The sequence below is a fragment of the Paenibacillus sp. PK3_47 genome, from assembly GCF_023520895.1.
Lineage (GTDB): Bacteria > Bacillota > Bacilli > Paenibacillales > Paenibacillaceae > Paenibacillus_AQ.
The window spans coordinates 5,639,792-5,663,139 of sequence record NZ_CP026029.1 but is presented as its reverse complement, the minus strand read 5'-3'; the positions used below and the strand labels follow the sequence as shown (position 1 = coordinate 5,663,139).

Genomic DNA, 23,348 nt, shown 5'->3' with positions numbered 1-23,348 from the left:
CGGAGATGGATGGGTCTTTATTGTGTTTGCAGTTATGAATTAGATGTTCAGGAGGTGCCAGCGAATGATTGCGATCGATGATCTGTCCTACGCTTACGGGACGGCGGGAGCGCCGGTGTTCTCCCGGCTTTCCCTGCAGATCCGCCAAGGAGAGTTCATTTCTCTGATTGGCGCCAGCGGCTGCGGCAAAAGTACGCTTTTCAAAATCATTGCCGGTCTCCTTGAGCCGTCCGCAGGAGCTGTCAGCGTTAACGGAAGGCGTTCAGCGGCTGCCCGTGAACGGCTCGGACATATCTCCTACATGCCCCAGCAGGATTTGCTGCTGCCCTGGAGAACGGTGCTGGACAACTGCCTTTTACCCTGGGAGCTGAAGAAGGACGGCAGCAGGCAGGCGGCTGTTATGCGGATTCGCGAAATGCTGGACCGGTTCGGCATGGCTGGTACAGAGAACGCCTATCCGTCGGAATTATCGGGCGGAATGCGCCAGCGGATCGCCCTTTTGCGCACCATTGCCGCCGGCAATGAACTCCTGCTGCTGGATGAACCGTTCGGGGCGCTGGATGCCATTACCAAACGCGAGATGCACCGCTGGCTGCTGGCGCTCTGGAGCGGATTACATCAGACTGTACTGTTCATTACTCATGATCTGGAAGAGGCGCTCCTGCTTAGCGACCGGATCTATCTGATGACAGGCGGGACCTGCGGGGGAATGCAGGAAATGAACGTGGAGCTGCCGCGGCCAAGACATTACAGAATGAATTATGAGCCGGAGTTCGTAGCCTTACGGGAAGAACTCGAACGGAGACTGTATGACAGCCATAAAATTTAGACAAATACTCCAGGCCTACGGTCCTGCTGTCCTGCTTGTCCTCCTCATTCTTGCGGTATGGGAGACGGCGGCACGGGCTCAAGCATTGCCTCCATTTATTTTGCCGGCCCCTTCCGCAATTGTCTCGGCACTCATTGAGCACAGGCAGCTTCTGTTCGGGGAGCATTTACCTGCCACGCTTCAGGAAACGCTGCTTGGTTTGGCATTGGCCGCAGGCTGCGGAACTGTGCTCGGCATCGGAATGCATATGTATGTGCTGCTCGAAAAAGCGGTTTATCCCCTGCTGATTGTCAGCCAGACGATTCCGATGATTGCCCTTTCCCCTATTTTCATCATGTGGTTCGGATACTCCCTGTGGGGCAAGCTCGCTGTCGTGTTCCTGACCGCCTTCTTCCCGGTAGCCGTCGCTGCTTATGACGGGCTGAACAAAAGCGGCGGCCAGTACAAGGAGCTGCTGCAGACACTGGGCGCTAACCGCTGGCAGATCCTGATCAAGACTCAAATTCCGCCTGCGCTGCCTGGTTATTTTTCCGGACTCAAGCTTGCAGCTGTCTACAGTGTTATCGGGGCTACAATCGGGGAGTGGCTTGGGGGCAGCCGGGGGCTCGGATATTTCAGCCGGCGAATGGCCGGAACACTGCAAAGTGCGGAAATGTTCGCTGCGGTGCTTCTGTTGTCCGTATTGGGCGTTGTTTTGTTTCTAAGCATGGCCATGCTCGAAAAATTCATATTGAGGAAAAGAGGGATTTACCGATGATACATAGCCGCAGTAAAAAAAGCCAAAAAACCGCACTGCGCTGTACCCTGCTCTTTTGTGCACTGCTCTTGATGAACGGATGCGGTACCGCTGCTGACCCTGAAGCTTCCGGGCAATCCTCCGGAAACAGTACAGGACAGAACCGGAAGCTGACAATTATGCTCGACTGGTATCCCAACGCGGTGCATTCCTTTCTGTATGCTGCCCGGGAGAAAGGTTATTTTGCCGAAGAAGGCCTGGATGTAGAGATTCAGATGCCTGCTGACAGCAATGATGCACTGAAGCTGGTTGCCTCAGGCAAGGTGGATCTGGCGCTCAGTTATCAGCCGCAGGTGCTGATGGCGCGTGCAGAACAAATCCCGGTACAATCGCTTGCTGCCCTGGTAAGGCATCCGCTGAATCACCTGCTCGTTCCGCAGGACAGCGGAATCACCAGTCCCAAGGATCTTGCCGGAAAAAACGCCGGGTATTCCTCCATCCCCCTGTACGAAGCCATGCTGCGCACCATGGTCAAGCATGACGGTGCCGATCCTGATTCTTTGAATATGATTGATGTCGGCTTTGACCTGGTTCCGGCACTATCCACCGGCCGTGTAGACGGCATCATCGGCGGCTTTATTAATCACGAGGCGCTGATTCTGGCTAAGGAAGGCCATCCGGTAGTTTCTTTCGATCCGACAGAGTACGGCGTTCCCGATTACTATGAGCTGGTTCTCGTTGCCAGTGAGCAGGGTCTTGCTGATGGCAAGGATGATTTCACAAGCTTCATGAATGCGATCCGCAAGGGTCAGCAGTTCGTCCAGGATCAGCCCGGGCAGGCACTGGAAATCCTGCTGGCGCATGAGGACGCTACTGCCCCGCTGGATCCTGAGATCGAAGCGCAAAGCCTGGACCTTCTGATCCCGCTGATGGACGCCGGTGACGAGCGTTTTGGATCTCAGGACCCGCAGTCCTGGGGAGAGGCCGCAGCCTGGCTTGCAGAAAACGGGCTGATTCCGGGGGATCAGGACAGCGGTGAGGCCTTTGTCAATTTTTAGACCGTTCATAAAACTTTAGCCTTAGCTCACAAAACTTTGAGGAGGAACAATCATGACTTATCTGGCGAAGGTGCGGGAAATGAACCCGCTCGTTCATAACATTACTAATATTGTGGTTGCCAATTTCAGCGCCAACGGGCTGCTCGCCCTGGGGGCTTCACCGTTCATGGCCGACGCCCACGAGGAGGTTGCCGATATTGCAGCGATGGCAGGTGCGGTTGTGCTTAACATCGGCACGCTTAATGATTACGCCATCCAGGCCATGATACTGGCCGGACAAGCCGCGAACCGCCATAAGGTGCCGCTGGTGCTGGACCCTGTAGGCGCCGGGGCAACAGCGTACCGGTCAGACGTGACCCAAAAGCTCGTTAACTCGCTGCAGATTTCCGTCCTGCGCGGCAATGTCGCCGAGGTGGCAAACGTGGCGGGCGAAAGCTGGGCAAGCAAAGGTGTCGATGCCGGCGAAGGTGAAGGCGATATTGTTGCCTTAGCTCAAAAAGCAGCCCTGAAGCTGGGCTGCATTGTCATCATTACAGGCAAGGATGATGTGATCACTGACGGAACCCGGACCCGGATCGTCAGTAACGGCCATTCCATCCTGACTAAAGTTACAGGTACAGGCTGCCTGCTCAGCGCTGTAACCGGCGCTTTCCTGGCTGCCAGCGGCGGTGACTGGCTGGAGGCGTCAGCTGAAGCCCTCTCCTTCTACGGCGTGGCTGCAGAGATTGCTGCCGAGGCTGCTGCCCATCAGGGACCGGGAAGCTTCCAGACGGAGTTCCTGAACCAGCTCGCTCTGGTCACTCCGGTGGTATTGGCTGAAAGATCCAGAATACAGCAGCGCGAATCCTAATCCATACAGGAGATGACAGTATGACTAATGTATACAAAGCACTCACTATCGCCGGTTCAGACAGCGGGGGCGGCGCAGGGATACAGGCTGACCTCAAAACCTTTCAGGAGCTGGGTGTGTACGGCATGTCTGCGCTCACTGCGGTGACAGCCCAGAACACCCTCGGTGTACAAGGCGTATTTCCACTGTCAGCCGAAGCTGTAAGCGCGCAGCTGGATTCCATCGGAGGTGATCTGCAGCCTGACGCACTGAAGACCGGGATGCTCTTCAGCGGTGAGATCATCACGCTCGCCGCTGAACGGATACAGCGTTACGGATGGAACAACCTTATTGTAGATCCTGTAATGGTTGCCAAAGGCGGTTCGCCGCTGCTCCAGCTGGAAGCCGTGCAGGCACTGCAGGCAAAGCTGCTGCCTGCCGCCTTAGCCGTGACCCCTAATATTCCCGAAGCCGAGGTGCTGACCGGAATGACAATATCCGGTTTGGCAGAACGTGAACATGCCGCCAGACTCATTCATTCCATGGGCCCCCGTTATGTTGTGCTGAAGGGCGGCCACGACGACGGAACCGCAGGCGTTCTGGATCTGTTATATGACGGGCAATCCTTTGTTTATATGGAAGGTCCGCGGATCGCCACCCGGCATACCCATGGCACGGGCTGTACCTATTCCGCGGCAATTGCCGCAGGTCTGGCCAAAGGCCTTATAGTGACAGAAGCCATCAGGGTAGCCAAAGATTTTATCCAGGCAGCGATTGAAGACGGGCTCGGCATTGGTGGAGGGCACGGTCCGACGAACCATTTTGCCTACGGAAACAGAATAAGGGGGGCACTGCAATGAAGCGGATACAGCAGAGCGAGATGTGCAAACACTTAAGGCTCTATTTTATTATGGGCAGTGTGAACTGCCGGCTCTCCCCTGCCGTGACACTTAGAGAGGCGATTGCGGGAGGAATAACCATGTTCCAGTTCCGTGAAAAAGGTCCCGGTGCGCTTACAGGCGCTGCGGCGTTCGATCTCGGGAAGCAGCTTCAGGAAATCTGCCGCAGCCACGGGATTCCTTTTATAGTAAACGATGATATTGATCTTGCCATAGCACTTGATGCAGACGGTGTGCATGCCGGTCAGGACGATGAGCCCGCCTCGCTGATCCGGCAGCGGCTGGGTGAACACAAAATCATCGGTGTCTCCGCCCACTCTCTGCCGGAAGCACGGCAGGCCGTCAGCGATGGTGCAGATTATCTGGGAGTCGGTCCCGTCTATCCCACCTCTTCCAAAGCCGACGCCAGCGAAGTACGCGGGACCGCTGTTATTGAAGAGCTGCGGCAAGCCGGACTGACGATCCCGCTCGTCGGCATCGGCGGAATCACCGCAGATAACGCAGGTCCGGTAATCGCTGCCGGTGCAGACGGCATCTCTGTAATTTCAGCCATTGCAACAGCCGATAATATCGCCGGAACTGCCCAGCAATTCTCCCGGATCACCGGGGGATAAACAATACTTCAATCAGACGCAGCAGCCTCAATGGAGGTGCTGCGTTCTTTTATATCTGAATAGACAAAACCGTTCCAAACAGTATTCATTCCTTTAATCTCGCCATCAGGATCGTGTTATAGTATTTACCGTCCGCCAGCCGCTTGTCTTTATGTAAAATGCCTTCCTGCTCAAAACCTTGCTTACTGTACAGCCGGATAGCGGACTCATTACGCTCCAGCACATTCAGTGTCAGCCTCGTAATCCCGCTGTTATCGGCCCATTCAATGGACTCCTGCAGCAGATGACTCCCGATGCCGTACCCCCAGAACTCCTGCAGAACGCCAACGCCAAATTCCGCCTTATGGGCGAACCGTTTCAGCTCATTGCCCTGGCACCTTGAATAACCGCAGATCCGTCCAAGCACCTCTGCTACCAGAAAAATATTCCGCTTACTTTCCGTGTCCTTCCGGATCAGCTCCTCAAAACCAGACATATCAATAAAGGCTTCGCCGGGCTCCCTGTCCATATTCTCGGTCTCCCCGTCGATTTGCAGACGGACGGCCGGCAGCTGCTCCGCATCCTCTGCTCTGGCTGAGCGGATCATGTATCTCAAACCTTTTACTTCGTATTCCTTTGGATGAATAATCATCAATTTTCACACTCCTCTCTGAGGAGAATCATTATAACGGGAAACTGCCGGATGCTCAATCGTTAATTACCAGTATTTACGTACAGGGGTTTTTGCTGTATTATTAGTTCTCAAAGATAACTGTTTACAAAGTTAACTATATTTCAATCAAAGGACAGGTGGTTAACATCAAGAATCAGGAACAGACAACTATAGCTGTCTACAATTCATTTTTTGCCGTGGCCCGGCAGCTGAAGAGGCTTGCCCACCAAAGCGCAGCGAACCACGGACTGACTGTGCATCAGCTCGGTATTCTTAACTCCATCCGGGGAATTCCGGGACAGACGCAGAAGGAGCTGACCGAACGGCTTGTTTTTGCCAAAAGCAGACTGAGCATTCACATTGATAATCTTGCCGAAAGAGGGCTGGTGCAGCGGATGACCTCCGAACAGGACCGCAGGGAAATCAAATTGTACATTACCGCTGCGGGTGAAGAGCTGTGTGCGCGGTACAACGAAGAAGCTTTTTCACATAAGGTGCTGGGAGAAGCGCTCGCGCAATTTTCCGGGGAAGAAATCCAGTCTCTCCTGCATATGAACACCCAGCTGCTGTCGCAATTGATGCAGGCCCAGGATGATTCCAACCGTAAAGCTGGTGATGAATAATGGGAGGAGGCTTCGGTATGGGCGGCGGGCACGGCAAATTGAAATTCGATGAAGGCCTGAAGCCCGATATCTCCAGAGCTCTGCTGCTCCGCATTGCCAAATACTTCATGCCCTACTGGAAACAGACGTCTCTGGTTATGATTGTGCTGTGTGTAACTGCCCTTCTCGGACTGCTGCCGCCTATTCTGATCCAGCAGATCATCGACCGGGCGCTGCCGGACAAAAACCTGCAGTTACTGGTATGGCTGGTCCTCGCTTCACTGGCGGCCACTATAGTAACCGGCCTGCTGGGCGTGCTGCAGAATTATTTGAATTCTTTTATCTCGCTCAATATTGTCCATGATATGAAAAACCAGATGTACCGTCATTTACAGCGGATGCCGCTGCAGTTCTTCTCTGGGGTGAAGCAGGGGGAAGTCATCACCCGGATGACCAGTGATATTGCCGGAGTTCAGGGTGTGTTCAACAGCACCATTGTTAATTTTGCCAGTAACCTGTTTATCCTGATCTCCACAACGGCTGCGCTGTTCCTCATGAACTGGAAGCTGGCCCTGCTCGGTATCCTGGTTATTCCGCTGTTTATTGTGCCTACCCGCAAAATGGGCAACGTGCGCTGGAAGCTGGCCAAGGAGACGCAGGAGAAGGTGTCGGAGCAGAATCAGATTATTCAGGAAACCCTGAGCATCAGCGGATATATGCTTATGAAGCTTTTCACCAAAGAGGAAGCGGAGTATGCGAAGTTCAAAACTATCAATGCCGATGCCACAGCCTTACAGATCCGCGAGTCGATGGCCGGCCGGTGGTTTATGATGATTTTGACTACATTTACAACGATCGGGCCGATGCTGATTTATTTGTACGGCGGCTATCTGTTTATACAGGGCGAGCTTTCGATCGGAACAATTATCACCTTTGTTGCCCTGCTTGGCCGACTGTACAGCCCTGTGATGCAGATGACTAATCTTTATGTGGATATCAAGCGCTCTGCGGCCCTTTTTGAACGGATTTTCGATTATTTTGACATGGATCCGCTGATTGTAAACAGCCCTAAAGCACTGCCATTCAGCGCTGCAGGACAAGACATTGAATTCAAGGGAGTAAACTTCGCTTATCAGCAGGATAAGAGTGCGCTGCGGAACATCTCCTTCAAAGCGGCAGCCGGCACACTGACTGCGCTGGTCGGACCGAGCGGTGCCGGCAAAACGACCATTACCAGCCTGCTTCCCCGGCTCTATGAGCTGGATTCAGGGTTGATCACTATCGGCGGGAGGGATATCCGTGACTTTACACTGGAATCACTGCGCGCCCAGATCGGGCTGGTGACTCAGGATACTTACCTGTTCAATGGCACCATCCGCGAAAATCTGATGTATGCCCATGAGGAGGCCGCAGAAACAGATTTAACCGCAGCCTGCCAGGCCGCCTATATCCATGATTTTATTATGGGATTGCCGGAGGGGTATGATACCGTTGTCGGGAACAGGGGCATTAAGCTGTCAGGCGGGGAAAAACAGCGGATTTCAATCGCCAGGGTGCTGCTGAAGAATCCTCCAATCATTATTATGGATGAAGCTACCTCATCTCTTGATACTGCATCCGAATACTATATCCAGCAGGCGATGCGAGTTCTGCTTATGGGCAAAACCAGTATTGTCATTGCCCACCGGCTCTCCACAATTATGGCGGCTGACAAAATCCTGGTCATAGAAGCCGGCGCGATTGCCGAGGAAGGCACGCATGAAACACTGCTGGAAAATGACGGGGTGTACAAAGATCTCTATAATAAGCAGTTCGAATCCAAGGCGTTAACTGAGCAAGCAAGCCCAGGGGCGGCTGAGTAACCTGGTCTGGGACACCGGACGCCTCAGGGAATGCTATTTATCCAGAGCAGCCAATAATTCTTCCAGTTCGCGGGATGTTAAATGTCTCCACTCGCCTCTCTGCAGGCTGTTCAGACCAATATTCATAATTCTGACCCGCTCCAGCCGGAGGACCCGGCAGCCCAGCTCCTTGCACATGCGGCGGATTTGCAGATTAAGCCCCTGGGTCAGAATAATTCCAAATTCAAGTTCAGAATCCGGCAAGGCATAGGTCTTGCAAGGCTTAGTTACTGTATTCAGGATCGCTACTCCCATGGACATATGGTTTAGAAATTCCGGGGTCACCGGCTTGTCTATAGTGACCCTGTATTCCTTCTCATGGCCGTTTTCCGAACGCATCATCGTATTCACAATGCCGCCGTCATTTGTCAGCAGAATCAGGCCTTCCGAATTTTTATCGAGCCGTCCTACGGGAAAGATCCGTGAAGGATAATTTACAAAATCTATAATATTCCCTTCAACACTGCGGGCCGCCGTGCAGGTGATGCCAAGCGGCTTATTAAGGGCCAGATAGACCGGCGACTCTGTGCTGAGACTTACGGGTTCTCCGTCAACAGCCACAAGATCGCCGGGCTCTACCTCTGCATCTTTTTCACACACCGTATGATTAATGGTTATCCGGCCGGCTGCAATTAATCTGCCCGTCTCTCTGCGCGAATACACTCCTGTCATGCTCATATATTTGTCTATTCTCATTTCAGGCCTACTTTCCGCTGTTCTTGTTAGCGGATCCGCTGCTGTCTTTGGCTGCGCCGGTTCCTTTGGCGCCTCCGCCGGAAGTCAGAAATTTCGGTTTTGCAGGCTTCGCCGTCTTGTTCCAGCGGGTCCAGCCCTTGCTGCCTGTTCCTCTGCCGGTACCGCCGCCTTTGCTCTTTGCCACAATATCACTCCATTGGTGTTCAGTCATTGTTTTCGCCTATATATAATCTTTAGATCAGCTTTTCTAGTGTAACATTATATTAAGCAGAATGTCAGGGATTTACGCAAACAGCCTGCCGGCAAGATCCGGCAGGCTGTTATTATTGCAATTAAAGCTTAGTTTTGTTTTGGCTGAATATATCCTTCAGCTTTGAGCAGTTCTGCGATCAGTACGGCACCGCCGGCTGCACCTCTCACCGTATTGTGGGACAGGCTGACGAATTTGTAATCATACAGCGTATCTTCACGGAGTCTGCCTGCCGAAATACCCATGCCGTTCTCAATATCACGGTCAAGTCCTGTTTGAGGACGGTTCTCTTCCTGGAAATAAGTGATGAACTGCTTAGGTGCACTTGGCAATTCCAGCTCCTGCGGACGTCCTTTGAAGCTGTTCCACGCTTCCAGAATTTCTTCCTGGGAAGGCTTTTGTTCAAAGGAAGCAAATACCGCAGCCATGTGGCCATCAGCTACCGGCACACGGATACACTGTGTAGTGATAACTGGAGATTCTGCTTTGACAACCCCGTTCTCCGAAACGCTGCCCCAGATCCGCAGCGGCTCCTGCTCACTCTTCTCTTCTTCCCCGCCGATATAAGGAATTACGTTATCGACCATTTCCGGCCAGTCGGCAAAGGTTTTACCTGCTCCGGAGATTGCCTGATAGGTCGTAACTACAACTTTCGAAGGCTTAAACTTGCTCAGGGCATGCAGTGTTGGCATATAGCTCTGAATGGAGCAGTTAGGTTTTACAGCAATAAATCCGGTTTCCGTACCCAGACGTTTGCGCTGCTGGGCAATTACCTCAAGATGCTCCGGGTTAATTTCCGGGATAACCATTGGAACATCCGGAGTCCAGCGGTGTGCAGAGTTGTTAGAGATCACTGGTGTGCCAGTTTTAGCATAGGCTTCTTCCAGCGCCTTGATCTCTTCCTTCTTCATATCAACCGCACAGAAAATCAGATCCACATCCTTGGCTACCTCTTCCACCTTGGACGCATCCTGAACCATAATACTTTTCACCGCTTCAGGCATAGGAGTAGCAAGCTTCCATCTGCCTTTGACTGATTCTTCATAGGTTTTGCCTGCCGAATTGGCGCTTGCTGCAATGGCCGTTACCTGAAACCAAGGATGATTCTCAAGGAGTACAATAAAACGCTGACCCACCATACCGGTACCGCCGACGATACCCGCTCTTAACTTACTTGACATAAGAAGTTCATTTCCTTTCAAGCAGCTCCTATTGATAGGTGCTTTTTAATAACCGATTATAAATCATATACGCAGCTTACACAATATGTGAATGGAAAGTAGTTTGGGTTACAATAAGCCTTTTGGGTCTTCAGCTAAGTAATATATCATATTAGCCGAAAGTGTAACAGGTGCAGTTAATGGCAATATAAACAAACCTGGCGTTATAGTCGATGTGGAATATGCTGTGCATAGCTATCAACAAAGAAAGGCTCCGCCCCTGCACAACCAAGGAGCGAAGCCTTTATAATTTCCCCTTTGCCGCATTCACAGATGTTATTGAGCGCCCAGGCGCTTCGCCAGCTCACCAAGATCCTGTCCCTTCAAGGCTCCTTCGACCAAAGCAGGCAAAAGTGACGGTGTACAGGCAAAGCATGGCGTACCGTCCCGCGACAGCTGTTTGGCCAGACGCTCATCATAGTAAGGTTTGCCTTCATCCGACAGGGCCAGCAGCGTCATTGTCCGGACCCCGGATTCCCGGAGCTCGCGCATCCGCCGTACCAGCCCAGCCTGATTACCGTTCTCATAAAGGTCAGATATGATAATGAATAATGTCTTCTTAGGCTCCTCGATGAACTGCTCGCAGTACTGCACAGATTTATGGATATCCGTACCACCGCCAAGCTGTATGCCAAACAGCATATCCACAGGATCATTCGCACACTGCTCGGTCAAATCGACCACCTCTGTATCGAAGGCCACGACCCGCGTATTCAGCGCCGGAATGCTGGCAAAAATCGAACTCACGACGGAAGCCCAAATGACTGAATCCGCCATCGAGCCGCTTTGGTCAATATCGACAATTACCGTCCATTCCTTACTTCGTTTGGCCCGGTCGAAATAATAGAAGCGCTCCGGGATAATGATTTTGCGCTCACTGTCATAATGCTTCAGATTCCGCTGGATCGTCAGCTTCCAGTCGAGGCCGCTGAGCGAAGGCAGCGGTGAATGCTGCCGCTTGTTCAAAGCCCCGGTGACAGCCCGGCGGATATCGGTTTCCAGCAGCTTAACCAGCTCATCAACCAATGCACCGACCAGCATCCGGGCGGTCTCTTTGGTCTTCTCGGGGATCTTGCCCTTGAGTGACAACAGCGTGCCCACAAGCCGGATATCCGGCTTTACGGATGCCAGCATTTCCGGCTCGAACAGCAGCTGCTTCCATCCTTTGCGTTCCATCGCATCACTCTGGATAATCGAGACCACATCTTCCGGAAAAAAGCTGCGCACATCTCCCAGCCATTTGGAAAGATGGACTGCGGAAGGCCCTCCCCCGGCTCCCTTGCCTTTACCTCCTGCCGAAGGGTTCCCGTCACCGCCGCCGGTCTCATCATATATTGACGCCAGCGCGGCATCCATAATCCGCTCTTCTTCCGTCAGGTGCAGCACTCCGCCTTCCCCGTAGCCGGACAGTGATGCTTCCGCTTCCTGACCTAGAATCAGCCTCCAGCGGGACAACGAATGTGCTTGCTTGTTCTCCTTAGTCATCTAAAAGTCACCGAAGTCAAAATCGTTCAGCTCATCCAGCATTTTGGCTTCTTCCTCCTTCAGCTCGCCGGTCAGAATCTCTGCGGCCTGCTCGGTATTCACACCCCAGAGCTCACCCAGCAGCTCGGCAATCATCGTCTTCTCCCGGGGAGAAAAGCTGCTGAACGCCCGGCGTAAAAAAACAAGCGCCCGTTTGAATTCATCGTCTTCCAGAGCATTGATATAATCGTTAAGCTGTTCCCACAGGCTGAGGCGTGAGAGCAGACCGTACCGGTTGCGCATCGACATTCCTTCGAACCAGCCGGCCCCGAGATCAGCCGGTATCCCCGGAGATAACCTGCGTGATACTTCTGCTGCAACATCCTCTGCAGCAATCGCTCCGCGCTCCATAAGAATCGCGCAGGCAAAACCCGACAGCCGCGGATTGCGGTCATCCCGCTCCGAGAGCAGCAGCAGCTCATGCAGCCACAAGGCTTCATCCAGAATCTCGCTGTGCTCCAGCGAAATGCCGTTCAATTCGTTAATCGCCGTGATCATATGTCCGGCTGCTTCATCATTGCAGCCGCTGGCATCCAGCAGGAAGAGACATCCGCGGCGGAACAGCTCTTCCAGCAGCGGCACAAGCGGCGCTGTATCTACCTTGCGGATATCACCAAACCGGATGATCGTTGAAAGCTCACGGGCAGCAGCCGCGATACCGGGCACATCCCGGCTGTCAGCGGCCAGATTCTGCAACACGCGGCTTCCTTCCTCCATCTGGGCGGTCATGCCGCATTGGCAGGCCATTCGGATAAGCGCTGAGGCATCAGAAATCGCGCGGCATTCATGCAGCCGCTCACGTAACACATAAGCCGCCGCAACCTCGACCGTCTCTCCCAGCAGGGTGGATTCCACAACCTGTATCTCCACTTCAGGCGTCCACTGGATCACCCAGTGCTCCGCCCAGGTCGCTGCATCCTGGCTGCTGCGCTGCAGCTTGGCAAAATGAATTCCGAGCAGCACAAGCCTGTGGAATAATACGGACCGGTGCAAATCCAGAAAGGCCGCTTCCTGACTGCTTACCCGGCGGTTTTCCCTAAGATCCAGTGCCAGATCGCCAGCTACGGTGGACTTGTATTTCTCCAGCTTGTATCGCTTCAGCAGTCTGTTCAGATCATCCTGGATCGGAGTCTGGCTGACCCCTTCGGCAAGATTTCCGATGGCTGTACCGACATCCGCCCGCGCCAGCGCTTCGGCTATTACAGAGAGGTCCCCGTGGCCGAGCAGGGTTTGGGCCGCATCATGCAAATCGCGCAGCGTCGGTCCGCCGCCATGCAGCGAGGCCAGCGACTGCGCCAGCCGTACTGCTTCTATAACCTCAGCGGTGGAGCGGTGGGTTCCCTGTTGACGCAGGTCCCTTGCCACTGAAGACAGGTACAGATGCGGCAGATCTCCGGCTCTGCCCGATGCCATACTCTCCCACATCATCTGGAAGTAATACGGCGCTGCGTTGCCTGCCCCGTATCCGGACATCGAGGAGAGCTTGTAATACGAATAAGGCATCAGCGTAAGCTTGGTACTTCGCGACGGGAGGGCTGCAAGCTCCTCGTCGCTCATCTTGTCCGTCAAATCGGCAAGCGCCGAAGCATGATACGCCCCGCAAATCACGACGATTTTATCCGGCTCATGGCCCTCTGCAATGGCCTTGCTAATCTGACGCCGCATATAGGACTCACGCAGTGCATTATACGCAAATTCCGCCGGCTGTTCCTTTCTTTCCTGTTCCTCTGCCAGCTCACGCATCTCTGCGGTAAGCGCAAGTATTGATGTCCGGTACGCGCCCGGATTGCTGTTATGTTCAAAATTACGCTCCCAGTACATATCGTAATCATATTCACCGGATGCCTTGGCTATCCGGCTGTATATGGATTCTTCCGCTTGCGGCCCGCCTTCAGCAGGACCGTCAGCAGGAGGCACTAACGCGTCCGGTTCCAGTGAACGCTCTCTCCTGCTCCTCATGATATCCTGCAATCCAAGTGTTACTGATGAAGGCAGATCAATAAATTCAGCTTCCGCCCCGTTTGCTTTGGCCCACAGCATAGCCTGGTATTCCGGGGAATAGACAGCAAACGGCCAAAGAACGGTACGTACAGGCACTTGTTCGGTGAATGCCAGAATAGCCACCGGAGGCTTCGTAACCTTATGGGTCAAATGACTGATTTCGCTGCTGGCATCACTTGGTCCTTCAATCAGTACCGCCGTAGGCTGAAGCTCATCCAGATATTTCAGCAGATGCTGGGCACCTCCCGGCGACAAGTGCCGCACCCCGAAAATATGCACCCCGGTTTCAGCAGTCTGATTCACTCATTCATCTCCTTACAGGCGTTGTACAGGCCGCGCCACTCCGCTCCTTTTTTCTTCATTACGTTGTCCAGGTATTCCCTCCATACCAGTTTGTCCTTGTCATCGTCCTTAACAATCGCACCCTGCAGTCCGGCCGCCAGGTCACTGTCAGTCAGCTCACCGCTGCCGAAGCTGGCAGCCAGCGCCATGCTGTTGGTGAGCAGAGAAATCGCTTCTGCGGTGGATATGACACCGGCCGGCGTCTTCACCTTCTCTTTCTTATCCAGAGTCATACCGCTGCGCAGTTCACGGAAAATGGTAACCACCTTGAGCAGCGCCTCATCAGCCGGAACAGCAGCCTGAAGATCATACGAAGCCGCAATTTCCGCCACCCGCTTCTTGACGATAGACAGCTCCGTTTCAATATCATTAGGTGCCGGGAGCACGATAATATTGAAACGCCGTTTGAGTGCCGCAGACATCTCATTGACTCCGCGGTCTCTGGTATTAGCTGTGGCAATAATGGAGAAACCCTTGCGTGCACTGGCTTCCTTGCCCAGCTCCGGAACAGAGATCGTCTTCTCCGACAGTATGGAGATCAGCGCATCCTGCACCTCCGATGCGCAGCGGGAAATCTCTTCAAACCGGGCAATTCCGCCGTTCTCCATGGCGCGCATTATAGGGCTTTTGACCAAAGCCTCCGGGGTCGGGCCGTTTGCCAGCAGCATTGCGTAGTTCCAGGAGTAACGCACATGCTCCTCACTGGTTCCGGCAGTCCCTTGGACCACCAGTCCTGAATTACCGTAAATGGCTGCTGCCAGGTTCTCTGAGAGCCATGATTTGGCGGTTCCCGGTTCACCGATCAGCAGCAGTGCCCGGTCGGTAACTAGAGTGGCTACCGCCATTTCAACCAGACGCTTATTTCCGATATATTTAGGGGTGATGACTGTGTTCCCGGCTTTGCCTCCGGTGATAAAGGTCAGCACCGCCCGCGGGGACATCTGCCATCCGGCCGGGATGGTCCCGCTGTCTTCCCGGCGCAGCGCCGCAAGTTCCTCCTGATACAGCACTTCTGCCGGGAGACGCATGTAATCCTGAAGTTGTTCCTGTTCCGTTGACATGTACATATCCCCTTATGATTTATTCTTCTCCTGCAAATGGTTAATCAGATGTTCCAGCTGCTGTTTACTTTCGTATCTAAACCGCGGAAGCAGCGCCTCTATACGGCTGATGTAGCCTGGCGGAAAGTCCAGCAGCATCTGGAACAGATAAAGATCGAATACATACGGATCGTAATATCTCTCCTTTTCCAGCACAGTCATCAGCAGCTCCTGGCGCTCACTTTTCTCCATGCCCGCCCTGCTGAAGCCTGTGAAGATAAGCGGAATGATTTCCTGTCTGTCGCGCTGTTTCAGTGCAAACAGATTCTCTTTCAGGAAGCTGATTGCTTCCTCATGACCACTCCGGGCAAAAGCGCAAACCAATTTTACCGCTCCTTTAGCCATAAACCAGTCCAGCCAGCGGTCATCCCAATCACTGGAAATGTTGTCCTCTGAGATCATTATTGAAGAATACTGCCGGCCCGGTCTTGAGGGATCCCAAACCATGTCGTAAGCTACTCTTCTATGGGGGAGTACCATCAACTCTATTGTCTCTATCAGCACCAGTTCGATCCGGGTCGGCTTGATGAACACAGGGTACTTCAGTTCGTCCGGCGTCAGGCTGACAAACCGTTCAAACAGCTCTGAGGGTGAAAAGAGCTTATACGCCGCCCGGAAACAATAACTCACATAGAGATAATCCTGTCCGGCCAGCTCCTCCAGCAGCTTGAAGTCTTCCATGGTGCCCGAAGCCTCTATATAACCGGCTGCGTGCGTGATCAGCGATGACCTCCCTATTACAGACAGACGCTTATATTCTTTCAGGACAAGCTTGAACACCTCATAAAGCACCGGGCTCGTATCATGATTAAATACTGTAAGATATGGCCGGATCCGCTCTCCATAAGTATTCATCACCTCAGCGTCATCACTTTTCTCCGGGATATGCCGGATTTCATCCAAAAACTGATCAGCAAGGATTTTCTTAAGCTTGTCGGAAGGCCATTTTGCGAGCGCATACGCCACATGTTCCCTGTCTTTGCCTTCAAAAGCTTCAAGCAGTCTGGCTTCGCCTTCAGCAGATCCGCCCCGGGCAAGAGCGTAATAAGCGGCTTTGCGGAGTTCACTGTTCTCCCTGGACCATTCCAGCAGAACAGGGGTATATTCAGCATGACCTGCCATAAATTCCATGGCCGCAATCTTCATATCCTGGTTCCCTTGTTCCGCCGCTTCAAAAATCCTGGCCAGCCATTCAGCTCCTCCGGTAATACCGATGACTTCCAGCTTCCGGACTTCACGTCTGCCCCCTTTGGGGTCGAGACTTTCCCATAACAGACCGTTAATAGCCGGCCCGTAAGAAGGTAAAATGGTAGTCATTGCATAATCGGCAATCGCGGAGTAGGGATCATTTAAAGCATCGATAGCCAGCGGCAGCAGGCGCAGGTCCGAGAACACACCTTCCTTAAAAGCTTCGACTACCGTTTCATATCTGCCGCTGCCCGTTGTAGTGAGTGCCAGCCTTACAGCAGCCAGCTTACGGTAAGGCAGCTCCGTCTTAAGTGAAAACGGATAGTTCATCACAGGCCCCGGAGCTCCGTCCGGCGCCGTTGATCCCTGGGTATACAGCACGGATTCCAGCAGCAGGGTTAGTTCCTGCAGCCGGGAAGCAGGCAGGGAAGCTCCATCGGGTTCGGTCAGCGCCGCAATGCCTTCGCCCAGCTTCTTGAATACGGCGGCACGTTCACCCAGCTGCTGGAACTGCGGCAGCAGCCGTTTCAATCTGAAATCTCCTGCTGCCAGATCACTGCCGGCAATGTATAGCCTTCTCACCTCTTGATGCAGCTCTTGTAACAATGCTGTACTCATGGACTGTCCCCCTATACATTTATAAGAATGGCCTGAATTAGAATGATGCCTAGTACAAGAGACGGGTTACAGTCTCATCCTTGATGACAGTAAGCGGCTGGGCAACCAGCCGGCCCGAGTCCAGAATATGCTCGAACATTACAAGCACAGAGCAGTCCTGAAGCGCAGGGGCTGACAGGAACGGCAGCAGAGAAACTGTTCCCTGCGGAAGTGAAGGAATATCCTCGAGTACAAGGCTGCTTCCGGATTCATCCGTCATCACATATTGCCCGCTTTCTGTCACACCTAAATCCGCAGCATGCAGCAGCATTACAGGCAGCTTGTCGCCCAGCGGGTTCTTGAGCTGGTTTTTCACTTTCTTAATAGCCTCCGTAAAAGAACGCTGGTCCTTTGAAGACAAAAGAGCGAAATCTTCAGCTGCTACCGGCCTCGGCTTCATCTCTTCGTATCTGACCCGGACATTCATGTCACCGGGATACTTGTAAAGCACAGGCGTGCAGGCCACCTCAAAAAAGCTGTCCTCCTCACGCATCAGCTTGGCTGCCTTGTAAGGACGGTAGTTCACCGTACGGTGTATCTCTCCGCTCTCCAAATCCAGCCAGTAGCCAAGATCGACATATTCCTGGCGGGCCAGATCATCAAAGCTGTAAAAGGCCAGCTGAAGCAGCTCCGCTGCTTCCTTGGTCAGCCCGTATTCCTTCAGCTCCGACAGCTGCCAGGCATGGCCAAGCCATTCATCAATTGTAGATTCGTGATCCAGCGCCAATTCCGGGTCCTCACCTCTTGCGGTCAGATAAGCCCGGCCTTTCTTGATGAACGCATGCAGCCGCGTAAGCTGTTCCACAGCGTATGTATAGCTCTCCTCGCGGTCCTGGTTGCTGCCCAGCAGCAATGCCAGCCTGCGCAGCTCAATCTGGGCACCGGACAAATAATAATTGCCCAGCTGCTTCACATTTTCCTGGATACTTTTGACCGTTTTGCTGTCAATAGTGGACAATCCGCCGCGGATCAGGGACAGCACCAGCTTCTCCAGCAGGTCCAGCCCTTCAAGCTGGGCACTGATTTTCTTTTTGAGCGCGGACTTGTTAACCTTCTTGGGTTTGTTTTCCTTGCCTTCAGCCGCCTGCTTTTCTTTATTTTCTTCCCGTTTCTCGGCCTTCTCCCGCTTGGCTGTAATATCCTCCGGTACAGGAGCTTCAGTAAAGGTCTGGCCTTCGGCATAGGCATACAGCAGACCTAAGGCATGCTTGCACGGAAACTGCCGGCTGGGACAGGTACAGCGGAACACAGGCTTCTCAGGCACGATAAAATCCGCTGAGCATACATAAGGTGTTTTGCCGCTCCCTGAACACTGCCCGAAGAGCAGTTCCCCGCCCTCTGAGCGTTGCAGCTGCACAAAACTTTTCTTGCGTGCCAGTCCCAGCCCGTTCTTGATGGCGGCGGCATTGGGTGCCAGTGAATCAATATACGACGTTGTTAGCTCCAGCAAATGATTGTCCTCCCCGGTTGAATTAGGTGGATAACGAGTGCAAAATGCAATTTGGGCACATTCATCCATTACCCAGAATCAGGGAATAGACAAACGCTGCCGTTCATTTAAGAATAGGAATACATGTTTGCATTTATCTTAACAAAAATGTTTTGGAGTTCCAACGCTCCCGGCCTTCCGGTGGCAAAAATAGTATATTCGTCCCATTACTGCCTCAGGAAGTCCGGGATAATTGCACAAAAAAAGGGCAGACCCGGCGGTCCCCCTTCATACAAATTTATTTGAACCAGCCTTTTTCTTTGAACCTCGTAATCGCTTCGATACGGTTGCCCACATCCAGCTTGTCGAGAATAACCGAAATGTAGTTACGGACCGTCCCGGTTGTAATATACAGCTGGCTGGCGATTTCTTTTGTATTTTTGCCGTCGGCAATCAGTCCCAGCACTTCCTTCTCCCGCTGGGTCAGCGGATTGGCCTCACTGCTGTATGCCTCATCCATCAGCTCGGGGGCATACAGCCTCCTGCCGGCCATCACGCTGCGGATAGACTGGGCCAGTTCTTCAATCGGGCTGTCCTTCAGCAGATAAGCATCCACTCCGGCCTTGACCGCACGTTCGAAATACCCCGCCCGGGCAAAGGTGGTCAGAATCATAATTTTGCAGCCGGAATCCTTCAGTGCTTCCGCAGCTTCAAGACCGGTCATCGCCGGCATTTCGATATCCATGATGCAGATATCCGGCTGCTGCTGCTGCACCAGCTTCACAGCTTCTTCCCCGTTGCCGGCTCTGCCGACAACCTTCATATCCTCTTCCAGATCAAGCAGTGAAGCCAGCGCTCCCAGCAGCATGCGCTGATCCTCGGCGATCACTATTTTGACCATTACACAGTTACCTCCTGTTCCGGCTGCCGTATGACTGTAGGGACCCTTATTATAATCATAGTTCCTCCGTCCCGTACGATGTCCATACCGCCGTTTACAAATTCAAGCCGCTCTCTCATCCCCTGCAGTCCGTGACCCTTGTAATCCATGTTGGAGCCTTCAATGCCTTTGCCGTTATCCGTCACCTTAATGTACAGATCCGTGCGTGAGGGTTCAATCTGTATCAGGCACTGGGTGGCTCCGCTGTGTTTGACTACATTCGTTACCGCTTCCTTAATGCACATGCTCAGTACATTCTCCATAATCAGTGAAGTATTGGCCAGCTTCGGGCTGCCCTCCAGCCGGAATTCGATTTCTGCCGCCTGCAGGAACTGCCTGATCCGCACCAGCTCGTCTTCAAGCCTGATTCCCCGCATCTGGGTGATCATCTCCCGGACCTCTTTGAGCGCGCTTCTCGCCGTCTGGCGGACATCGTTAATCTCTATAACAGCCTGCGCCGGATTTTTGTTAATCAGCTTGCCGGCCAGGTCGCTTTTGAGACCGATCAGCGACAGCTTCTGGCCGAGCGTATCATGCAGATCGCGTGAAATACGCTGGCGCTCCTCCATAATCACCAGCTCCGAGATCCGTTTGTTGGCATCCTCCAGCTGGCCCTGCAGCTTGTCCTGGTTGTTGCGGTTATAGGTGGTAGCCGGAAGAAGGACTACTGCAATAATGCTGACCAATACGAACGGAAGCTGGGAGATAAACACCGGATTGCGCGTGATCAATTCATAGTTAATGGCTACAATCGTAGTCAGCAGATGAATGGAATACATGGTAAAGAACCCGGCCTTGCTCTGGATATTCCCGATAAAAAAGGCCAGAAATAGCGCAAAATACATGTATCCGAACAGCAGCGTCATGGTAATGGATACAACGATCTGCACACTCGTCCAGAAGTAGACCACCCAGCCCTTGGATTTAAAAGAAAGCACGTAGCAGGCAAAAAACATAATTATCATAATGATTCCATACACCCAGCGGTCCATACTGGAGGAACGGAAAATGAAATAAAAAGGCAGAATGTAAAAGACCACCCATACATAGGGGCTGAGACCTGTACTTTTGTGAAAAATATGATGCCACTTCTGCATGTCAGTCATCCTTTTGGCCAGCGATATTACCTCCATTTTAGCATAAACCCGCGATTAACTTCGCCTATTAGTACAAAAAAGAGAAAGAGCAGCCGGTGTATGCACGCCTCCGGTTCTGACTTTCTCTTTTCGGTTCGACACAGTAAAGCCTGTTATTTGTTTTGAAAACCGGGCCGGGACACGTTCATGGAGCCCGCTGAAATTGGCTCGCGCAGTTTCGCCTTGATTTCCTTGAAGCTGATGAATTTTTTATTCTCTTCGTCCCACAAGCGGAAATGCAGCGCCTTGAGACTCGTGCCGATTGTAATTGTCGTTGCCATCTGCAGAGGCGGAGTGGCGTTGTGCGCAAGCTCCAGATTGTAATTCGGCACCTTTGGGCTCAAATGATGCACATGGTGAAAGCCGATATTGCCTGTTATCCACTGCAGAAGCTTCGGAAGCTTGTAATAGGAGCTGCCTTCCACGGCAGCCATTACATAACTCCATTCATTTTCATGCTCAAAATAGGTGTCCTCGAACTGATGCTGTACATAGAACAGCCAGATGCCCAGGAATCCCGATACAAATACGATAGGCAGCTGAACGAGCAGAAATGCCTGCCAGCCGATAGCCCAGATCATCAGTGAATATAACGCTACGATTAAAACATTCGTAAGATACGTATTCATCCGTTCCTTGCGTCTTGCACCTTTGGCGTTGAACCGGTACTGGATCAGGAACACGGCAATCGGGCCCAATCCGAACATCACCAGCGGATTACGGTAGATCCGGTAAAACAGCCGTTTGAGCGGTTTGGCCGCCAGATATTCATCCACAGTCATGATCCAGATATCGCCGATGCCTCTTTTGTCCAGGTTGCTGCTGCCGGCATGGTGAATGGAGTGGCTGTGCTTCCACTGCCGGTAAGGCACAAGGGTCAATACACCGGTAATCGTGCCGACGATGTCATTGGCTTTACGATTTTTGAAGAAGGAACCATGACAGCAGTCATGAAAAATAATAAAGGTCCGTATCACAAAGCCTGCCGCCGGAATGGCAAACAGCAGTGTCAGCCAGTAGGATACTTCAAGACTGAAATAGGCAGCAGCCCACAGCAGCAGCAGCGGTCCAAGCGTATTCACAAGCTGCCTCACGCTCGCCTTATGGTCTGTTTTCTCGTAGGGGGCAACACTTTTTTTCAGGCTGGAAAGCTGGGATGTCTGTTTGGTAGTCATCTTGCTCGGTTCCTCCTCGGTGTATTCGATTCCGTATACATTGATCTAGAATCATTATATAGATGAAAGTGTCATGACAAAAAGGCATAAACATCAAGTACAGAGTATGACATTTGTCATACTTGCAGATACAAAGCGCGGCCGCAGCGCAGTCAGGCACATGAATCGCGGAACGGGCTGCTTTGGGATACTTATCCCCGAGCGGCCCATTATACTCGAAAAATCGAGTACATTGGGCCCCGGTGCTGGGAAAGCGGACCATTATACTCGAAAAAACGAGTACATTGGGCCGCTGCGCACGGAAAGTCGCTCATTATACTCGAAAAACCGAGTACATTGGACCGCTGCGCTGGGAAAGTCGCCCATTATACTCGAAAAAACGAGTACATTGGGCCGCTGCGCACGGAAAGTCGCCCATTATACTCGAAAAGCCGAGTACATTGGGCCCCGGCGCTGGGAAAGCGGACCATTATACTCGAAAAACCGAGTACACTGGACCGCTGCGCACGGAAAGTCGCCCATTATACTCGAAAAGCCGAGTACATTGGACCGCTGCGCACGGAAAGTCGCCCATTATACTCGAAAAGCCGAGTACATTGGACCGCTGCGCACGGAAAGCGGCCCATTATACTCGAAAAATCGAGTACATTGCGCCCCGGCGCTGGGAAAGCGGCCCATTATACTCGAAAAATCGAGTTCATTGGGCCCCGGCGCTGGGAAAGCGGCCCATTATACTCGAAAAACCGAGTACATTGGATCGCTGCGCACGGAAAGCGGCCCATTATACTCGAAAAATCGAGTACATTGCGCCGCTGCGCACGGAAAGTCGCCCATTATACTCGAAAAACCGAGTTCATTGGGCCCCGGCGCTGGGAAAGCGGCCCATTATACTCGAAAAATCGAGTACATTGCGCCGCTGCGCACGGAAAGTCGCCCATTATACTCGAAAAACTGAGTTCACTGGACCACTTCGCACGGAAAGCGGCCCATTATACTCGAAAAAACGAGTACACTGGACCACTTCGCACGGAAAGCGGCCCATTATACTCGAAAAACCGAGTTCATTGGGCCCCGCGCTGGGAAAGTGGACCATTATACTCGAAAAACCGAGTACACTGGACCACTTCGCACGGAAAGCGGCCCATTATACTCGAAAAACCGAGTACATTGAGCCGCTGCGCACGGAAAGTCGCCCATTATACTCGAAAAACCGAGTTCATTGGACCGCTGCGCACGGAAAGCGGTCCATTATACTCGAAAAATCGAGTACATTGGGCAGCTGCGCACAGAAAGCGGTCCATTATACTCGAAAAACCGAGTTCATTGGGACCCGGCGCTGGGAAAACGGTCCATTATACTCGAAAAATCAAGTACATTGGTCCGCTTCGCACGGAAAGCGGCCCATTATACTCGTAAAAACGAGTTCATTGGGACCCGGCGCACGGAAAGTCGCCCATTATACTCGAAAAAACGAGTACATTGGACCTCTGCGGGCTAAATCCAAAACAAAAAACACACGGATTTCCTCCGTGTGTCCCGTGTGTCCCGTGTGTCCCGTGTGTCCCGTCTG

At 52.7% G+C, this 23,348-nt stretch carries 20 protein-coding genes; 8 read left to right on the top strand and 12 right to left on the bottom strand.

Annotated features, from left to right (window positions below; genetic code table 11):
- Window positions 1-64: 64 nt before the first annotated feature.
- The 6 genes from C2I18_RS24615 to thiE are packed head-to-tail and all read left to right on the top strand — an operon-like array spanning window position 65 to window position 4,965.
- The gene (locus C2I18_RS24615; protein WP_249898347.1) at window positions 65-829 is read left to right on the top strand and encodes an ABC transporter ATP-binding protein; all 765 of its coding nucleotides are present in this window, start codon (window positions 65-67) and stop codon (window positions 827-829) included.
- Window positions 810-1,586, top strand: a complete 777-nt coding sequence (locus tag C2I18_RS24610; protein WP_249898346.1) for an ABC transporter permease — start codon at window positions 810-812, stop codon at window positions 1,584-1,586. Before C2I18_RS24615 ends, C2I18_RS24610 begins: the two co-directional genes overlap by 20 nt.
- The gene (locus C2I18_RS24605; protein WP_249898345.1) at window positions 1,583-2,623 is read left to right on the top strand and encodes an ABC transporter substrate-binding protein; all 1,041 of its coding nucleotides are present in this window, start codon (window positions 1,583-1,585) and stop codon (window positions 2,621-2,623) included. Before C2I18_RS24610 ends, C2I18_RS24605 begins: the two co-directional genes overlap by 4 nt.
- Before the next feature lie 52 nt (window positions 2,624-2,675).
- A complete protein-coding gene (thiM, locus tag C2I18_RS24600; RefSeq protein ID WP_249898344.1) occupies window positions 2,676-3,473 on the top strand; it encodes a hydroxyethylthiazole kinase in 798 nt (265 codons plus the stop codon).
- Between the two features lie 20 nt (window positions 3,474-3,493).
- Window positions 3,494-4,312 (top strand): bifunctional hydroxymethylpyrimidine kinase/phosphomethylpyrimidine kinase, encoded by an 819-nt coding sequence (gene thiD / locus C2I18_RS24595; protein WP_249898343.1) that lies wholly within the window; start codon window positions 3,494-3,496, stop codon window positions 4,310-4,312.
- Window positions 4,309-4,965 (top strand): thiamine phosphate synthase, encoded by a 657-nt coding sequence (thiE, locus tag C2I18_RS24590; protein ID WP_249898342.1) that lies wholly within the window; start codon window positions 4,309-4,311, stop codon window positions 4,963-4,965. The genes thiD and thiE overlap by 4 nt, the downstream gene beginning before the upstream one ends.
- 85 nt (window positions 4,966-5,050) lie before the next feature.
- Here thiE and C2I18_RS24585 read toward each other — a convergent pair whose 3' ends face one another.
- Window positions 5,051-5,596, bottom strand: coding sequence for a GNAT family N-acetyltransferase (locus C2I18_RS24585; RefSeq protein ID WP_249898341.1), 546 nt, complete (start codon window positions 5,594-5,596; stop codon window positions 5,051-5,053).
- A gap of 158 nt (window positions 5,597-5,754) precedes the next feature.
- Between C2I18_RS24585 and C2I18_RS24580 the strand changes: the two genes are divergently transcribed.
- The gene (locus C2I18_RS24580) at window positions 5,755-6,240 is read left to right on the top strand and encodes a MarR family winged helix-turn-helix transcriptional regulator (protein WP_249898340.1); all 486 of its coding nucleotides are present in this window, start codon (window positions 5,755-5,757) and stop codon (window positions 6,238-6,240) included.
- A 17-nt stretch (window positions 6,241-6,257) separates the two neighbouring features.
- Window positions 6,258-8,081, top strand: a complete 1,824-nt coding sequence (locus C2I18_RS24575; RefSeq protein ID WP_249898339.1) for an ABC transporter ATP-binding protein — start codon at window positions 6,258-6,260, stop codon at window positions 8,079-8,081.
- 33 nt (window positions 8,082-8,114) lie between these two features.
- On the opposite strand, the gene C2I18_RS24570 is transcribed toward C2I18_RS24575, so the two are convergent.
- The 11 genes from C2I18_RS24570 to desA form a co-directional block, all read right to left on the bottom strand.
- Window positions 8,115-8,816 carry a pseudouridine synthase gene (locus tag C2I18_RS24570; RefSeq protein ID WP_249898338.1) on the bottom strand — a complete coding sequence of 234 codons (702 nt, stop codon included), beginning with the start codon at window positions 8,814-8,816 and terminating at the stop codon, window positions 8,115-8,117.
- A gap of 7 nt (window positions 8,817-8,823) precedes the next feature.
- Window positions 8,824-9,003 carry a DUF3934 family protein gene (locus tag C2I18_RS24565; protein WP_249902228.1) on the bottom strand — a complete coding sequence of 60 codons (180 nt, stop codon included), beginning with the start codon at window positions 9,001-9,003 and terminating at the stop codon, window positions 8,824-8,826.
- A 152-nt stretch (window positions 9,004-9,155) separates the two neighbouring features.
- A complete protein-coding gene (asd, locus tag C2I18_RS24560; RefSeq protein ID WP_249898337.1) occupies window positions 9,156-10,247 on the bottom strand; it encodes an aspartate-semialdehyde dehydrogenase in 1,092 nt (363 codons plus the stop codon).
- 315 nt (window positions 10,248-10,562) lie between these two features.
- On the bottom strand, window positions 10,563-11,771 hold the full coding sequence (locus C2I18_RS24555; RefSeq protein WP_249898336.1) for a VWA domain-containing protein: 1,209 nt from the start codon (window positions 11,769-11,771) through the stop codon (window positions 10,563-10,565).
- Window positions 11,772-14,114: a DUF5682 family protein gene (locus C2I18_RS24550; protein ID WP_249898335.1), complete on the bottom strand. Its 2,343-nt coding sequence runs from the start codon at window positions 14,112-14,114 to the stop codon at window positions 11,772-11,774.
- Window positions 14,111-15,214, bottom strand: a complete 1,104-nt coding sequence (locus C2I18_RS24545) for an AAA family ATPase (RefSeq protein WP_249898334.1) — start codon at window positions 15,212-15,214, stop codon at window positions 14,111-14,113. Before C2I18_RS24545 ends, C2I18_RS24550 begins: the two co-directional genes overlap by 4 nt.
- Window positions 15,215-15,226: 12 nt before the next feature.
- Window positions 15,227-17,059, bottom strand: coding sequence for a HEAT repeat domain-containing protein (locus C2I18_RS24540; RefSeq protein WP_249898333.1), 1,833 nt, complete (start codon window positions 17,057-17,059; stop codon window positions 15,227-15,229).
- A gap of 49 nt (window positions 17,060-17,108) precedes the next feature.
- Entirely contained in the window at window positions 17,109-18,548 is a 1,440-nt protein-coding gene (locus tag C2I18_RS24535) for an SWIM zinc finger family protein (RefSeq protein WP_249898332.1), read from the bottom strand.
- A gap of 277 nt (window positions 18,549-18,825) precedes the next feature.
- On the bottom strand, window positions 18,826-19,428 hold the full coding sequence (locus C2I18_RS24530) for a response regulator transcription factor (protein ID WP_249898331.1): 603 nt from the start codon (window positions 19,426-19,428) through the stop codon (window positions 18,826-18,828).
- A complete protein-coding gene (locus C2I18_RS24525; RefSeq protein WP_249902227.1) occupies window positions 19,428-20,564 on the bottom strand; it encodes a sensor histidine kinase in 1,137 nt (378 codons plus the stop codon). The genes C2I18_RS24530 and C2I18_RS24525 overlap by 1 nt, the downstream gene beginning before the upstream one ends.
- A 152-nt stretch (window positions 20,565-20,716) precedes the next feature.
- Complete coding sequence (gene desA / locus C2I18_RS24520; RefSeq protein WP_249898330.1) at window positions 20,717-21,778, bottom strand: Delta(5) desaturase DesA; 1,062 nt, start codon at window positions 21,776-21,778, stop codon at window positions 20,717-20,719.
- Between the last annotated feature and the right edge of the window lie 1,570 nt (window positions 21,779-23,348).

Coding starts and splice junctions, on each gene's coding strand:
- C2I18_RS24545 (WP_249898334.1), bottom strand. CDS start 15,214: ATGTCAACGGAACAGGAACAACTTCAGGATTACATGCGTCTCCCGGCA.
- C2I18_RS24615 (WP_249898347.1), top strand. CDS start 65: ATGATTGCGATCGATGATCTGTCCTACGCTTACGGGACGGCGGGAGCG.
- C2I18_RS24575 (WP_249898339.1), top strand. CDS start 6,258: ATGGGCGGCGGGCACGGCAAATTGAAATTCGATGAAGGCCTGAAGCCC.
- C2I18_RS24540 (WP_249898333.1), bottom strand. CDS start 17,059: ATGAGTACAGCATTGTTACAAGAGCTGCATCAAGAGGTGAGAAGGCTA.
- thiM (WP_249898344.1), top strand. CDS start 2,676: ATGACTTATCTGGCGAAGGTGCGGGAAATGAACCCGCTCGTTCATAAC.
- C2I18_RS24530 (WP_249898331.1), bottom strand. CDS start 19,428: ATGGTCAAAATAGTGATCGCCGAGGATCAGCGCATGCTGCTGGGAGCG.
- C2I18_RS24555 (WP_249898336.1), bottom strand. CDS start 11,771: ATGACTAAGGAGAACAAGCAAGCACATTCGTTGTCCCGCTGGAGGCTG.
- asd (WP_249898337.1), bottom strand. CDS start 10,247: ATGTCAAGTAAGTTAAGAGCGGGTATCGTCGGCGGTACCGGTATGGTG.
- thiD (WP_249898343.1), top strand. CDS start 3,494: ATGACTAATGTATACAAAGCACTCACTATCGCCGGTTCAGACAGCGGG.
- C2I18_RS24605 (WP_249898345.1), top strand. CDS start 1,583: ATGATACATAGCCGCAGTAAAAAAAGCCAAAAAACCGCACTGCGCTGT.
- C2I18_RS24570 (WP_249898338.1), bottom strand. CDS start 8,816: ATGAGAATAGACAAATATATGAGCATGACAGGAGTGTATTCGCGCAGA.
- C2I18_RS24525 (WP_249902227.1), bottom strand. CDS start 20,564: ATGCAGAAGTGGCATCATATTTTTCACAAAAGTACAGGTCTCAGCCCC.
- desA (WP_249898330.1), bottom strand. CDS start 21,778: ATGACTACCAAACAGACATCCCAGCTTTCCAGCCTGAAAAAAAGTGTT.
- thiE (WP_249898342.1), top strand. CDS start 4,309: ATGAAGCGGATACAGCAGAGCGAGATGTGCAAACACTTAAGGCTCTAT.
- C2I18_RS24585 (WP_249898341.1), bottom strand. CDS start 5,596: ATGATTATTCATCCAAAGGAATACGAAGTAAAAGGTTTGAGATACATG.
- C2I18_RS24610 (WP_249898346.1), top strand. CDS start 810: ATGACAGCCATAAAATTTAGACAAATACTCCAGGCCTACGGTCCTGCT.